This is a genomic window from Fructilactobacillus florum 8D, assembly GCF_000512295.1.
Taxonomy (GTDB): domain Bacteria; phylum Bacillota; class Bacilli; order Lactobacillales; family Lactobacillaceae; genus Fructilactobacillus; species Fructilactobacillus florum.
Map to the genome: position 1 here is coordinate 23395 of NZ_ALXG01000011.1, position 15427 is coordinate 38821.

16 protein-coding genes are annotated in these 15427 nt (G+C 40.1%); 2 read left to right on the plus strand and 14 right to left on the minus strand.

The window, feature by feature from the left end; genetic code table 11:
• Positions 1-193: 193 nt before the first annotated feature.
• The 6 genes from recO to rpsU form a co-directional block, all read right to left on the minus strand.
• Positions 194-958 (minus strand): DNA repair protein RecO, encoded by a 765-nt coding sequence (recO, locus tag B808_RS00765; protein WP_035421324.1) that lies wholly within the window; start codon positions 956-958, stop codon positions 194-196.
• Between the two features lie 12 nt (positions 959-970).
• Entirely contained in the window at positions 971-1882 is a 912-nt protein-coding gene (era, locus tag B808_RS00770) for a GTPase Era (protein WP_035421326.1), read from the minus strand.
• 23 nt (positions 1883-1905) lie between these two features.
• Positions 1906-2307: a diacylglycerol kinase family protein gene (locus B808_RS00775; protein ID WP_035421328.1), complete on the minus strand. Its 402-nt coding sequence runs from the start codon at positions 2305-2307 to the stop codon at positions 1906-1908.
• On the minus strand, positions 2285-2767 hold the full coding sequence (gene ybeY / locus B808_RS00780) for an rRNA maturation RNase YbeY (RefSeq protein WP_035421330.1): 483 nt from the start codon (positions 2765-2767) through the stop codon (positions 2285-2287). The genes B808_RS00775 and ybeY overlap by 23 nt, the downstream gene beginning before the upstream one ends.
• Entirely contained in the window at positions 2767-3753 is a 987-nt protein-coding gene (locus tag B808_RS00785) for a PhoH family protein (protein ID WP_035421332.1), read from the minus strand. The genes ybeY and B808_RS00785 overlap by 1 nt, the downstream gene beginning before the upstream one ends.
• 127 nt (positions 3754-3880) lie before the next feature.
• Positions 3881-4081, minus strand: coding sequence for a 30S ribosomal protein S21 (gene rpsU, locus B808_RS00790; RefSeq protein ID WP_035421333.1), 201 nt, complete (start codon positions 4079-4081; stop codon positions 3881-3883).
• Positions 4082-4256: 175 nt separating this feature from the next.
• On the opposite strand from rpsU, the gene B808_RS00795 reads away from it, so the two are divergent.
• The gene (locus B808_RS00795; protein ID WP_035421335.1) at positions 4257-5057 is read left to right on the plus strand and encodes a pyruvate, water dikinase regulatory protein; all 801 of its coding nucleotides are present in this window, start codon (positions 4257-4259) and stop codon (positions 5055-5057) included.
• A gap of 1 nt (position 5058) precedes the next feature.
• Here B808_RS00795 and B808_RS00800 read toward each other — a convergent pair whose 3' ends face one another.
• The 4 genes from B808_RS00800 to aspS form a co-directional block, all read right to left on the minus strand.
• Positions 5059-5964: a deoxyribonuclease IV gene (locus B808_RS00800; RefSeq protein WP_035421337.1), complete on the minus strand. Its 906-nt coding sequence runs from the start codon at positions 5962-5964 to the stop codon at positions 5059-5061.
• Between the two features lie 3 nt (positions 5965-5967).
• Positions 5968-7128, minus strand: a complete 1161-nt coding sequence (locus B808_RS00805) for a CDP-glycerol glycerophosphotransferase family protein (RefSeq protein WP_035421340.1) — start codon at positions 7126-7128, stop codon at positions 5968-5970.
• Between the two features lie 33 nt (positions 7129-7161).
• Positions 7162-8040: a YitT family protein gene (locus B808_RS00810; protein WP_009167223.1), complete on the minus strand. Its 879-nt coding sequence runs from the start codon at positions 8038-8040 to the stop codon at positions 7162-7164.
• A 105-nt stretch (positions 8041-8145) separates the two neighbouring features.
• Positions 8146-9927, minus strand: coding sequence for an aspartate--tRNA ligase (aspS, locus tag B808_RS00815; protein WP_035421342.1), 1782 nt, complete (start codon positions 9925-9927; stop codon positions 8146-8148).
• 322 nt (positions 9928-10249) lie between these two features.
• Between aspS and B808_RS00820 the strand changes: the two genes are divergently transcribed.
• Positions 10250-11095 (plus strand): N-acetylmuramoyl-L-alanine amidase, encoded by an 846-nt coding sequence (locus tag B808_RS00820; protein WP_035421343.1) that lies wholly within the window; start codon positions 10250-10252, stop codon positions 11093-11095.
• Between the two features lie 210 nt (positions 11096-11305).
• Here the strand turns inward: B808_RS00820 and B808_RS00825 are convergent, their stop codons facing one another.
• The 4 genes from B808_RS00825 to B808_RS00840 all read right to left on the minus strand — a co-directional run bounded on the left by B808_RS00825 (position 11306) and on the right by B808_RS00840 (position 15426).
• Entirely contained in the window at positions 11306-11944 is a 639-nt protein-coding gene (locus B808_RS00825; RefSeq protein ID WP_035421345.1) for an HAD-IA family hydrolase, read from the minus strand.
• Between the two features lie 10 nt (positions 11945-11954).
• Positions 11955-12392: a D-aminoacyl-tRNA deacylase gene (gene dtd / locus B808_RS00830; protein WP_035421347.1), complete on the minus strand. Its 438-nt coding sequence runs from the start codon at positions 12390-12392 to the stop codon at positions 11955-11957.
• Positions 12393-12404: 12 nt separating this feature from the next.
• Entirely contained in the window at positions 12405-14624 is a 2220-nt protein-coding gene (locus tag B808_RS00835; protein ID WP_035421350.1) for a RelA/SpoT family protein, read from the minus strand.
• Between the two features lie 61 nt (positions 14625-14685).
• A complete protein-coding gene (locus B808_RS00840; protein WP_035421352.1) occupies positions 14686-15426 on the minus strand; it encodes an RsmE family RNA methyltransferase in 741 nt (246 codons plus the stop codon).
• Position 15427: the final 1 nt, after the last annotated feature.

Genomic DNA, 15427 nt, shown 5'->3' on the forward strand with positions numbered 1-15427 from the left:
TACTTCTGATCTAATCAGCAGCTTGATTATCTCCGATTCCAAAAGCGCCAACCTGAATTTATCCTGAACCAACTCCCACTACCATGGTCTCGCTGTACATTATCGTATGCAGGTCTTCTTCTGTCATTATCAGTTATTATATTAGTCTTATAATACGCTCTAAAAAAAGTTGCGTCAACGATTCTGCTACGTCTCAGTCTAATTTCCAACGATCCATTTGATCCAAGAAGTGTTTACTTTTGAGATTAATTCCAACCGAACTGTCATAAATCTTATCAAGCACTTGCCGCAACTTTTTTTTCGTCTCACGATTAACTTGAATGTGTGTAATCTTTTTCATATCAATGGCTGAGAATTGCCGTAAATAATAAATTGTTCGTTGATCCAAGTGCATCCGATGTGAGTCTAAAGCAAAATCAGCCGCACACAATAAACCACCATATTTTTCCGAGTAATCATAAACTGATTTATCCAAACCACAAGCCGCACAGTGATGCCATTCTGGGGCCACTCCAAAAAGCGGAAGCAACTGGATTTCTACAATGTTAGTAATAATTTCTGGATCAAAACCATTATTGATAAATGTCAGGGCATAGTAGAGATTCTTAAACCAATGCTGGTCAGCAACGCTATCTGGCAACGCCTGATCAAGCAAACCCATGATATAAGTTGCATAGGCGTTTAGGATAATATCATTACTAATTTGTTCAAAGTTATGAACTTGGTTGCCACTGTCCAAGTAGGATAAACCGTTAGTTTTTAACACCCCTTCGTAGGTTCCATAGCTAAACGGTAAAATCACACTTGCTAGTGGTGCATGTGTCTTAGTCGCTCTGCGAACTAGAAACATTTTTTTCCCAGCGGTTGCTGTCATAAACTTTACTAACATATCAGATTCCCGATATTTTAGCCGATATAACAAAATCCCACGAAATTGCCGACTCTTCGTGTTAACCATTTCACCACCCGCTTAGTAATCGTTCTTACGACTGTAACCTAGGTTTTGCAGTATTTGGGACTGATCCCGCCAATTTGGTTGAATATGAATCCACAGTTTTAGGTTAGCTTTGCTACCTAATACCTGTTCAATTTCCCGCCGGGCTCCGATTCGGATGTATTTAATCTTGGCTCCGCCATCACCAATAATAATTCGACGTTGTCCTTCCCGTTCGACCATAATTGAAGCCTCAATCTGCAATTTACCATTTTCATTCGGTTTCATCCGATCAACATAAACTGCCACTGAATGGGGCAACTCCTGACTGGTGTTCTCTAAAATTTTTTCTCGAATAATTTCTTGAACAATAAACCGTTCTGGATGATCGGTTATCTGATCTTCCGGGTAATATTGAGGTCCAGCTGGCAGATTCAAAACTAAGTCTTGCAATAATTCATTCACATTATTTCCTTGAAGAGCCGAGATCAGAAAAACTGCTTTCCAATCGTAAGCTTTCTGGTAGGTTGCTAGGATTGGTAATAATTGATCTGGATGAACTTGATCAATTTTGTTAATGACCAAATAGACAGGTGCCTTGGTATTTTGTAGCTGTTTGATTAAATAATTGTCACCAGCTCCCCTAGTCTCTGTGGCACTAACCATGAGGATGATGGCATCGACTTCTTGTAGTGATGACAAAGCCGCATCATCCATATATTCATCCAGTTTCGTATGTGGTTTGTGCACCCCCGGAGTATCTAAGAAAACAATCTGAGCCTGCTTGGTTGTATATACTCCCTGGATTTTATTTCGTGTAGTTTGCGCTTTCGAACTCATAATCGCAATTTTTTGACCAATTACACGGTTTAAAAATGTTGATTTTCCAACATTGGGACGACCAATGATGGCTACAAATCCAGATTTATATTGTTTAGTTTGTGTCATTATTTACCTCAATTAGCTGATTTTCAAAACCAAAAATGACTAAGCGGTGGTCCTAACACGATTAATCCCACAATCAATGCTAACACCGCTGCTAGCAAGACGAAGCCAGCAGACATATCTTTAACTCGTTTGGCTAGGGGATGATAATGTTTAGCAACAATCAGATCCACCAGCGCCTCAACCGTTGAATTAAAAACTTCTGCAAGTAACACCAAAAAGCAAGCCAAAACCAACCATAAGAGGTGCTCCAGCCCAACATGCAATAGCTCCGCCAATATTAAAACAACGACTGTCGCAACCAAATGAAAGCGAAAATTACGTTCTCCCAAAAAAACAGCCTGTAGTCCCTGCAACGCATGCTGTAAAGATTGACAAAAGCTTTTATTTTTCCCCGTTTGATACTTATTTTGTGAGTCCATAGGCATCTAAAATCTTTCTTTGTAAAGCAAACATCACTTGTTCGTCAGCTGGTTCCATATGATCGTAACCGTTTAAATGTAAAAAACCATGGACTAATAAAAATCCAAGTTCCCGATCTTCAGAATGACCTAAAAAATCCGCCTGCTCTTTAACTTTATCAATACTAACAAATAGATCACCAAGGTTTTCTGGAATTTCTGCTTGAAGTTCGTCATCCATCAAAACTGGAAAGTCATCTTCACTCTGATCTTCCAAGGCAAAACTAATCACATCAGTTGCTCGGTCAACCTGCCGATATTCACGATTAATTGCTCTAATCCGTTCATTCTTAACAAAAGTAACCGACATTTCCGTATTTTCTTTCAGTTGCAATTGTTTTGCAGCAAAATCCAATAAATCTTTGCTTAAAGTTAACTGGGCATCCGTTATTGCACCATTAGTTTCATCATAAATTTCTAGATCCATTAACTTCTCCCTTGCTGAATGGTTTCTTGTTCCTCATAGGCTTTGATAATTTGTGCCACTACCGGATTACGAACTACATCAGCTGCCGACAGTCGGACAATCGCAATTTCCTTGAGTCCCGCAAAAAGTTTGGGAGCTGTGACCAAGCCACTAGGGGTATTCCCTTTTAAATCAATTTGCTGAATGTCTCCGTTTACAATCATTTTTGACCCAAATCCAAGCCGAGTTAAAAACATTTTCATTTGTTGATTAGTTGTATTTTGTGCTTCATCTAAAATCACAAAGGCATTATTTAAACTTCGACCTCGCATGTAAGCTAACGGAGCGACTTCAATGATGCCCCGCTCAAGCAATCGTTCAGTATGACTACTGCCAAAAATTGCATCTAAAGAATCGTATAATGGTCGCAGATACGGATCTACTTTTTCTTTCAAATCTCCAGGTAAAAACCCTAGGCTTTCACCAGCTTCAACGGCCGGTCGGGTTAAAATGATTTTATCAACTTGTCCCTTTTTTAAGGCAGCTGCAGCCATCACCACTGCTAAATAAGTTTTTCCAGTTCCTGCTGGGCCAATCCCGAAAGTGATGTCATGCGAATTAATCGCTTGAACATACGCTCGCTGACCAAAATTTTTAACTCGCACGGCCTGCCCGTGTTGGTCTTTAACTAATACCTGATTATACAAGTCAGAGAGCTCTGTAATCCGATTCGTCCTTGCTAACTGAAGGGCAGCAACTACATCACTCTCATTTAGTTTAACTCCACTATGAACCAGCTTTAGCAGATTTAAAAGAATGTCGTGCCCACTTTGCACGGGCTTTTCTTGATGCCCCTCGATTTTAACGTTTCCATTCACATACCTAATTGAGATCGCTAATTCATTTTCAAGTATTTTAATAAACTGATCTTGATTTCCAAATAATACAATCTGATCGTTGGGATTTTCAAGTGCCATTACTTTACTAAATTCAAATTTTTCGTCCAATCAGTTGTCGCTCCCATCCTATTTTCTTTTGATTTTAGCATAATAATTTTATCGATAACAACTTGGATGTGATGTCACTGGTTATGATCCTGTTTTCAAATAAAAAAAGCAATCAAAAGATTGCTTTTTAAAAATTATTACGCCGCTTTTTCTTTTTATTGTTACGTTTCCGAGCTGCTTCAGATTTTAATTTTCGTTTCACACTAGGCTTTTCGTAAAATTCGCGTTTTCGAAATTCCTGGAGAGTACCACTCTTAGAAACGGTACGTTTAAAGCGACGAAGAGCATCATCAAGTGATTCGTTCTTACGAACAACTGTTTTTGACATTTAAAAATCCCTCCCTCCGTGCTTTAATGTGCCAAGTAAATAAAACTCAACGTATTTAATTATAACGTATCCCCAATCACTCGTCAATGATTATAACAGCTTTCTTAAACTAACATAATCATCACCAAAATGAGCTATACTCTTTAGTAAACATCATCACAGGGAGCTATATTTCATGGAAACTAACTATAACATCTTTATTATTTCCGATTCTAGTGGACAAACCGGCACAAATATTGCTAAAACCGCAATTGCTCAATTTCCAAACGCACATGCTCATCTAAAACAATATCCATTTATTCGTACCAAATCAATTCTAACGGGAATTCTAAAATTAGCCAGCGAACAACAGGCCATTATTTTTCATACATTAGTTGATCCAGAGCTAAGTGAAATGGTTACCCAATTTGCACAAGATCAGCGACTAGAAAGTTTTGATGGAATTCAAACTCCCATCAAGCTAATTTCCCACCGGCTCCAGCGCTCATCTGCCGAAGTGCCCGGCTTAGTGCATAATCTTAATGCTGCCTACTTTAAACGAATTGATGCCATCGAATTTACCGTTGCCAATGATGACGGTCGTAACCCTGACAATCTTTTACATGCTGATATCGTAATTTTAGGCGTTTCTCGCACATCGAAAACCCCGCTCTCACTCTACCTAGCAAATCAAAGTTTTCGTGTTGCTAACTTACCCATTGGACCGGAATTGAAGCTTCCAGAACAAATTTGGAAAGTTCAACCGAACCGAATTTTTGGTCTGACAAATTCGATTGCTAGTTTGCAAAAAATTCGCAAAGAACGGTTGAAAGAATATGGCATTGAAAATGATACTAAGTATTCTAGTGCGCAAGGCATCAAACAAGAATTAGAATATGCCCAACTACTGTATCAAAAAATCGGTTGCTTCTGCATTAATGTGGCTGACAAATCAATTGAAGAAACGGCCACAATTATCACAGAAAAATTAGATTAACCTAATTAACGTTTTTCAGCTTTGCAAAAGCTGTCTCATCGAAGCGCTGTTGTTTTAACATAGCAACTTCAATCCCATGCGGATCAATTTTATTCGTATCATCAACCTTAATAGCCGGAGTTTCCATAATTTTAGGAACCACAGCTAGTGCCTGATAGTGAGCAATGTAATTAAGTGCTGCAAAACCAATCGTTCCCATCCCAATATTTTCATGACGATCTTTATGACTTGCAAAGGGATTCTTATCATCATTTAAATGAACCACTTTGAGTCGATCAAGTCCAATCGTATCATCAAAATGCTGCATTACCCCATCAAAATCGTTTCTAACATCGTAACCGGCGTCATAAGTATGACAAGTATCAAACGTAACCGATAACTTATCATTTTCAGTCACTCCAGCAATAATTGTAGCGAGCTGTTCAAAGGTCGTTCCCAGCTCGGTCCCTTTTCCAGCCATCGTTTCAAGGGCAATTTGAATCGTCTGATCCTTAGTGATCACCTCATTCAGGCCCTTGATAATTTGTTGGATACCAGCTTTTTCACCGGCTCCAACGTGGGCTCCTGGATGCAAAACAATCTGAGTTGCCCCAAGGGCAGTTGCCCGCTTAATTTCTTGTTGTAAAAAATCAATCGCAAAGTGAAAACTTTGCGGTTTTTTGGGATTCCCTAAATTAATAATGTAGGGAGCATGAACCACCACCGACTGTAAGTCGTGTGTTGCCATAAAATTACGACCCTCATCAATTTTTAGTTCATCAAGCGGCTTCCTTTTAGTGTTTTGGGGAGCACCAGTATAAATCATAAAAGTTGTTTCCTGATTATTAGTCGCTTCTTCAGCGGATCCTAAGAACATCTTAGGAGCTTTCATGCTTACGTGTGATCCAATCAAAAATTTTTCGTCCATTAGCTAAGCTCCCTTATGATTAGTTGCCAATACGTAGCGGTCTAAAACACGCTGATACACATGTCCGTCATTATAAGTATTCCACATTTGATTAAAGGTGGTAAAATCTGTAGATTGTTGTTGACAAATTGCTACGGCTAATTCTTGCGGAGTAGTGATGGGAGCTGTGGGGAGCCAAGCTTGAAAGTCGGGCTGAATGCCCGGAACCTTCTTAAAATCGTCCAAATCATACATATAAAAAATTGCCTGGCGTTGTCCCCCCATCAAACTATAGTCAAAAGCATATGAGGAATAATCGGTAACAAAGGTATCAGCAACGGTCATTAAATCAGTGGTACTAAATTCATCATAAATTTTAACCCGCTCCTGGTGCAGTTGATCCAAGTGTAATTGACTCCGATCAACTTCTTGATACAGTTTAATAGCTACTATTGCGTCTGGATCTGCCGTTAAGGCGGCAATTGTTCCCAGCGGTGGATTAATCTGACCGGTTCGCCGAAAAGTAGGCGCATATAAAATTACGCGTTTGTTTTTTAATTCTGGAGCAGCTAAATAAACTCGTTTTTGAACTTGCGTCAGCCATTTATTGCTAAACAATCGATCAGACCGAGGTGAGCCCATCGGAAGTAACTTTGCTCGCTTTAAAGCAAAGCTTTCTTTGAAAATCGAGCCCATCTGAGGTGACGATAACAAGAACTCATCAAATTGATTGTAAACTTGTTGATGACGGCAACGCTGCAAGAATGATTTTTGGAGGTTTCGTGGGTTTTTCCAGCCAAATCGCTTGATACTACCATCTGCATGCCAGAGTTGGACAATTTTCATTTTGGTCTTAGGACGTACCAGTCCGGCTAACAACGAGTAGTAATTATCGCAAAACAGCACCCGTGCCGTCATCAGGCGAGGAATTTGCCTCAGAATAAACCACCAATTTTTGTGCAATGGAATTGTTTCAATCCCAAAAGCCTTTAAGTCATAAGCAGCAACCAAAACACGCGGATTATACCAGACAACTAGCTTTTGATCATTAGGTAATGTTGCAGCGATCCGTTTAATCAAGTGGAGATTGTTACTATAACTCATTAGATAGTAAACGTTTTTTTTCTTGCGAAAATAACACAAACTAGAAACTAATCTGATCAACCAAGTATAAATAACTTTCATTTTTACCTCGCGAACTTTGTTTCTTTAAATAAACTACTTTGGTTTACTTTCATAAAAACGACCAAAAACTTCGTCAACATCAACTGCTACTGCAAAAGCATTCGGATCTGCTTCTTCGAGTGCTTCTTCAAGTTCACTCCGCTCATAGCGAGAAATTACCGTAAACAAAATTGTCTTTTTATCGTGACGGTAGGCCCCCTCGGCATTGTGTACCAACGTAATCCCGCGACGTAAATGATTTTGTACACTATCGATAACTGTCTTGGGTACATTCGTAACAATCATGATTTGCATCTGTTGCTGTCGTGTATATGTCATATCCATTACACGAGCATTTACTAACAAACCAATTGCAGAATAAAACGCATACGGCCAGCCATATAAAAAACCAGCAGAGACAATGATTAGAGAGTTAAACAAAATATTAATTCGTCCAATTGAATGTCCGGTTTTTCTTTGAATCACAATTCCCAAGATATCAAGGCCACCAGTTGAAATTTGATTTTTAAGCGCTAACCCTGTTCCAAATCCATTAACTGCTCCTCCAAAAAGGGCACAAACCAAAGGGTCATGAGTTAGTGCAACCGGGTGAAGAATTTTAATCATCAAACTAGCCAATAAAACCGATAAAAACGTAAAAAAAGCAAACTGATGACCAATTTGTTTCCAGGCCAAAAAGAGTAATGGTACGTTTAGTAGAAATAGTCCCAAAGCCGTTGAAATGGTAAAAGAAAAATAACGTTGCGAGAGAGTTGTCAGCAATTGAGCAAATCCCGTGACCCCAGAAGAATAGATATGCCCAGGTGTCCAGAAAAAATTAATTGCAATTGACACTAACACCGCATACGTAAACGAAACAGATGCCTTCTTTAAAACCTGATGGCGCTTAATAATTCGCTGTACATCACTCATCAATTGGACCCTCTAAAAATTACTAGGTAACATCTTCATTATAACATTTCACTAACTCAAAAAAGAAAGTTGCAATTTCTGCAACCTTCTTCTCCCAACTGAAGTTTAGTCACTTCGCTTCGCATCAATTTTAATCCCTAAATCAGCAAGTTGATGGTTAGCAACTGGCGTAGGCGCATTTGTGAGCGGATCAATGGCCTTAGAATTTTTAGGAAAGGCGATTACATCACGAATATTGGGACGTTGTGCTAGTAATCTAGTAAATCGATCTAGTCCAATTGCCAATCCCCCATGAGGCGGGAAGCCATAGTCAAGTGCCCGTAAGAAATAGCCAAACTGTGCCTCAGCACTTTCTTTAGTAAAACCAAGCGCTGCAAACATCTTTTCTTGAAGTTCACGAGTATGAATTCGGATTGAACCACCACCCAGTTCTAAACCATTCAAAATGATGTCATAACTCTGGGCATGAGCTAAATGTGGATTCTCTCCGGAATTTAGATAATGCTCATCTCCAGATCTAGGCATCGTAAAGGGATGATGTGCTGCTGTCCAGCGTTCTGCTCCCTCATCATATTCAAAGAGTGGCCAGTCTACAACCCATAAAAAGTTAAATTGATTGTCCGGAATCAAATTCAACTCAGCTGCAATGGCCGTTCGTAGATAACCCAACGTATCAGCTACAACTTTGGCACGATCAGCAGCGAATAACAACAAATCACCCGGCTGTGCTCCCGTCCTTGCTAATAATTGTTGCTGTAAGGTCTCGTCTTGAAAGAATTTAGCAATCGGACCGGTCAATCCATCATTAGTCACTTTTAGCCAAGCCAGACCCTTAGCACCGAATCTTTTTACATACTCTGTATAGCGATCAATTTCTTTTCGCGAGTAGCGCTGTGCCCCATCAGGAACAGCAATAGCTTTTACTTTCCCATGCTGAGCAACCGCCTGCGAAAACACTTTAAAGTCACTATTAGCAACGACTTCAGATACATCTTTAAGTTCCATTCCAAACCTAGTATCAGGCTGATCAGTTCCAAATCGATCCATTGCTTCTTGCCAACTAATCCTTGTAAATGGAGTTTTAATATCAAGATCAAGCGCTCTTTTAACAACAAAGCGGATTAGCTTTTCTGTCAAAGTTTGGATTTCATCTGAATTCATGAACGATGTTTCCAAATCAATTTGGGTAAATTCTGGTTGTCGATCACCACGTAAATCTTCATCCCGAAAACACCGAGCAATCTGATAATAGCGGTCAAAGCCAGCCCCCATCAACATTTGTTTGAATTGTTGTGGGGATTGTGGCAGGGCATAAAAGGAACCAGGATAAAGGCGTGATGGAACAAGATAGTCCCTAGCACCTTCAGGAGTCGAAGCGGTTAAATCAGGCGTCTCAATATTCAAAAAGCCCTGCTGCTCTAAGAACTGATGGGTGGCCTGAATAATGCGGCTCCGAATTAATAACCCTTGCTGCATTACCGGCCGTCTCAAATCCAAGTAACGATATTTAAGACGTAATTCATCAGTTGCGTTGGTATTGTCAGTTAACGCAAAAGGAACTGGTTTTGAGATACTAAGAATCTCGATCTCATTTACGGCCACCTCAACCTTACCGGTAAATAAATCAGGATTAATTTCTTTTTCGGATCGAGCATTCACCCGTCCCTTAATTTGAACAACGTATTCCGGTTTTAAATCCTGAGCTGCCTGGAAAGCAGCCGGGGCTTCCTGCTCACTAATAACTAGTTGCACAATGCCGGCCCGATCGCGCAAGTCAATAAACATTAGGCTCCCTAAATCTCTTTTTTTGGCAACCCAGCCATCTAGACACACTTGCTGATCTAAATATTGCTCGTTAACTTTTCCTGCATAGGTTGTTCGCTGCATTAAAATTTCGTCCTTTCAAAAAAACCATGCCAAAACTGCGTCAAGGGCGCATTAGCACGGTACCACCTTTATTTATAACTATCAGATTATTTAAATATCTAGGTTTGTCTTCACTAGTCCTTAATTACGTTTTCCCACTCCCAAACGCTCGCTAAAAATCAGTAACTAGTTACTTGGAACCATCATCAACAATTTTGCATACCTAGCGTATGCAAAATTTTAGTAAAAGTCAAGCTTGCTCTAAACCAAAGATGTTGCAACTACTAGAAAAGTTATATGATAATAACAGCCAACTAACGTATCCACTAACGAGGAATTTATTATGAAAAAAAATGCTAATAATCATCGGGGACTTTTATTCACCATTTTAGTTAGTAGTTCTACGATCTTACTACTAGGCTTTTTGTTAATAAGAAATAATCTCACTGTTCCCAGTAATAACCTACTCGTTAAGAGTGGTCCCAACCTAACCAATCGAACGGTAGGTCGTTTGCAACGTGGTGAACGGGTGCAAATTTTAAGCCGAGACCACGACTGGGTCAAAGTTGTTTATCACCATCAACACGTGGGCTGGGTTCCAAACTGGCTTTTAACCAACCACCATCTCAAAAAGGCCACTCCCTTATCAGAGGCAACGATTGTCTTAGATCCAGGTCACGGTGGCAATGACTCCGGAGCACTTGCAGCCAATGGTCAACAAGAAAAAAAATATACACTAAAGGTTGCTCAAAAAACTAAAAAAATCCTAGAAACGCAAGGAAGCAACGTTATTCTCACTCGGCAACATGATCAAAGCGTATCCCTAAAAAAAAGACCGAAAATAGCTACTAAAAACCACGCGAATATTTTTATTAGTTTTCACTTTGATTCCTCTGAGACCGAAAATAGCGGAAGTGGTTTTACTAGCTATTACTACCATCGTGGTAACTCTCACCAACTAGCCGAACGCATTAATCATAAGTTAAACGTGCTTCCCCTTGAAAATAAAGGGGTCCAATTCGGGGATTTTTTAGTAATTAGGGACGTCACCGTTCCCTCGGTCTTACTTGAAATGGGCTACATTAACAGCAATCAGGATTTCCAGCAAATCAACAGCGTCGCCTATCAAAATCAGGTAGCAACAGCTGTTGCAGCCGGAATTAAAACCTACACCCAAAAATATAAATAAAAATCGTTTGGTAAAATCCTTGCCGAATCGAATAATTCTAACAAACCTCTGTTAATAACCAGTAATTACCTCCAATTGATCAATGGAGATTTATGATTTCAAAATTTTTTTGGGGAACCATGAAAAGAAGCTATTACTCTTAGTTCGGTTGATATTAGTCGATCTCATCGGTTATTTACTTTGGAAAACCAGATGATTTTTTAATAAATCTTAATGACATGCTAATAACGGTTTTAACTCGCTCAAATCTCTAATAATAACATCAGGGTGCCCATCATCAGTGATCAGATAATCCTTATCAAAAAGGATTGTCTGCAATCCAGCTCGTTGCCCGGCAAGGATATCTAGTTTTCGATCCCCAATCATCGCCGTGTTCTCCCGTTGCAATTTTGAGTGTTGCAACAAGTATAAAATCCCTGCTGGGCTTGGTTTTCGAGCAAAACCCTGTTGGCTGGTCACCACTCCAGAAAATTCAGAAATCATTTTTGCAGTCGTTAGTAGTTCGATACTCTGCTGATCTCGATGCGTTTCAAGTTCATTTTCGCCACCTTCACTGGTAACTAATTTAAGAACTTCGTGACTATGTGGCATTGGTTTGGCAAGTTTAATTTCCAGTTGTTCCCATTTATGATAGCTTGCCGAGAGCTCAGTAATTGATAATTTAAATTCAGCACTAAAACGCTGTAACGCTGCTGCTAATGAATGCACCCGTAGTTGTTGATAAATTTGTTCCGCATCAATTTCGATTTCATCAATTCCATTTTGAGCTAATGCTTTCGCAAAAGCCGTTACCATAGTTGGATAAGTATCGAAAAGCGTGCCGTCAAAATCCCAAATCAAATTATGCATGCGTATGCTCCTAAGCTTCCATTTCAAAGGTTACCGGACCATCATTTTCTAAGCTGATTAGCATGTCAGCCCCAAAAATCCCGGTCTTAACATCTGCTCCGTGTGAAATAAGTTGTTGATTAAATTCATGATAGAGTGCTTGAGCATGCTCTGGGTCCCCTGCATCTTGAAATGAAGGGCGATTTCCACGACGTAAATCTGCTAACAGGGTGAATTGTGATATCGAAAGGATTTGTCCTCCAACTTGAAATAAATTTAAATTCATCTTACCAGCTGGATCCGAAAACATCCTTAATTTACATACCTTAGCAGCCAACTGAACAGCTGAAGTCAGTTGGTCATGCGCGGCCACCCCAACAAAAATCAAGCTTCCAGCCCCAATTTTATTAACCAGCTGTCCGGAAACTGTGACTTGAGCGCTTTTCACACGTTGAATTACTAATTTCATACTAACCCTTCTTTATCCTAAATCCCGGTAAACCGTTGCAACTCCGGGTACCGCTTTGAGATTTGCAATTACTTGATCTAGTTGATCCTTATTCTTTACATTGACCACGGTTCGAATCGTTAGTTCAGTGTCATCATGAACTTTCCCATCAATTGACGTTAGCGTCACGGGACTGTTATTGAATCGTTTAACGACATCATTTAAAATATCGTTTCGGTTATCAGCAAAAATTTTTAACTTCGTTGGATATTTAATCTGATTGGTAGAAATCGTTTGCCAATGTGCTGCAATCAAGCGATCTGGAAGCTGATTTGAGACATTATGACAAGTTATTTGGTGGATGGTAATACCATGTCCCTTTGTAATATAACCAATAATGCGATCGCCTGGAACCGGTAAACAACAATGGCTCATGTGAACCAAAACATTATCAGTTCCTTCAATAACAACGTTATCAGCAGGATCATTGCCACTTAGCGGTTGCGTTGACTTAGTTGAAAGCGATTGGTGCTGATCTAGCAAGTCATGCGTAGCTTGTTTAGCATCTAAGCGTGATTGTGCCTCTCTCAATTCACTGGTAAAGCGGTTGGCAACCCCGACTGCGTGAATATCACCAAAACCGAGTGCTGCCAGTAAATCATCCCGTGTCCGATAATGCATTTCTGCGATGACTCGATTCCAATTATCAGCTGTTAACACCGCGCTAGGCTCAAAACCATCGGTTTCCAACTGATCGTTCAACAACTCAACGCCCACCTTTACATCATTTCCACGATGTTGTTTTTTGAAAAATTGATTAATTTTATGCTTAGCGCTATTGGTATGAACTAAATCTAACCAGTTTTTACCTGGTCCAGTTGAATTAGTTGAGGTAATAATCTCAACAATATCTCCATTTTTAATTTGGTAATCCAAAGACACCATCTTACCATTAACCTGGGCACCGGTTGTTTTATTGCCAACTTCAGTGTGAATTGCATACGCCATATCCAGCGGACCAGCCCCTTTAGGAAGCTCTAACACATCACCATTCGGTGTGAAGGCATAAACCTTGTCAGAAAAAAGATCTCCTTGAACCTGATCCATAAAATCAGCTGCTGAATCCGTCTCTTCTTGAATTTCAATGATTCTTTTAAACCAGTTTAACTGCAGATTATTCTCATCTGAAGTCACTTCATCGGTCTCTCCCTGTTTATAAGCCCAGTGCGCTGCAACCCCATACTCAGCAATCCGATGCATCTCTCTCGTTCGGATCTGGATTTCAAGGGGTTTCCCTTCTGGACCAACGACCGTAGTGTGGAGTGACTGGTAAAGGTTGGCTTTAGGCATCGCAATATAATCTTTAAACCGCCCTGGCATCGGCCGCCATTTAGCATGGACAGCTCCTAAAATCGCATAACAATCTTTGACCGTGTCCACAATAATTCTAATCGCAGACAGATCATAAATTTCAGCAAATTTTTTATGCTTGTCTACCATTTTTTTGTAAATTGAATAAATATGCTTTGGACGACCATAAATTTCGGCATCAATGTTAAAGTCAGCAATCGAGGCTTGCACTTCTTGAATAGCATTGGCAATATAAGATTCTCGCTCATTTCGCTTTGACTTCATTGCATGAGCAATTTCATAGTAAGCAGTGGGATTTAGGTAACGTAAGGACATATCCTGCAGCTCCCACTTAGTGGTTCCCATCCCCAGCCGATCTGCGATTGGAGCATATACATCTAATGTTTCACGAGCATATTGTTGTTGTACATCCTCTGGCAAATGCTCCAAAGTATCCATATTGTGCATTCGATCAGCCAGCTTGACGATCATCACACGAATATCTTTGCACATTACCAGCAATAATTTTCGATAATTCTCAGCAAAAGCTTCACGCGTAGAGTTATATTTAATTTTACTGATCTTAGTGACACCATCAACAATTAAAGCTACATCTGGGCCAAATAATTCTCGCACATCACCCAGCTCAACACCGCTATCTTCGACAATGTCATGTAAAAAACCAGCTGTAATCGTCACTGCATCCATCTTTAACCCAGCTAGGATCCCTGCTACCTGAGTTGCGTGTACAATGTATAGTTCACCCGACTGACGTTGCTGATTTCCGTGGGCAATCGAAGCGAATTGGTAGGCTCGCTTGATTTGACGCACCTGCTCATCCGAATTATTTTGTGCAACTTGCGCGAATACTTCGTGCGGCTGCCAAATTTTCAAGCTCGGCATTACCAACATCTCCAATCAAAAAATCAATTTAGTTCGTTTTATAGACGATAATGTAACCATTTTAGCATTTTAGTTCGTAAAATGCAGAAACAGCACTTAAAAAATACAAAGGAGCCGTTTCTGCTCGTAAAATTCTAGGTCCAAGTCCCATCGGCCAAAAGTCGAGGGCTGCTAACTGAGCTATTTCAGCAGGACTAATTCCCCCCTCTGGTCCAAACAAGGCTACAATCCTGCTCTGAACCGGAGTTCTAGCTAAGGTCTTGGCTAGTTGTTGATGCTCGTGTTGCTTAGCTGCCTCTTCGTACGATACCAGCTTTTCATCCCAAGCTTGCAAGTTATTTAATGCTGGTAAGCCACTGGTATACATTACAGTTGGTATTACATTACGGTGCGATTGTTCCGCTGCCCCTTGAGCAATCTTTTGCAAACGTAGCAGCTTTTTTTCACTTTTTCCTTGCCAGCGAGCGACCGACCATTCCATCGGCAAAAAAACGATCTTGGTCGCTCCTAGTTCGGTTGCTTTTTGGACAATAAATTCGGCCTTGCCGCTTTTAGGAACCCCACAGGCAATCGTCACCTGCACTGGCAGTTCTGCCTGAAAATTTTTACTAGCGGTAATTGCGATTAAACCTGTCACCGGATTAATTAATTTACCTAAATAAACTTGTTGATTATTATCAACAAATTCGGCACTGGAGCCAGACTTTGCTCGCAAAACTTGAATCCAGTGTTTCCTGATTTCAGAAGGTAAAACTAGCTCCATTCCAAGCTGAAGGTGTTGCTGTAGAAAATAGTGCTGCATC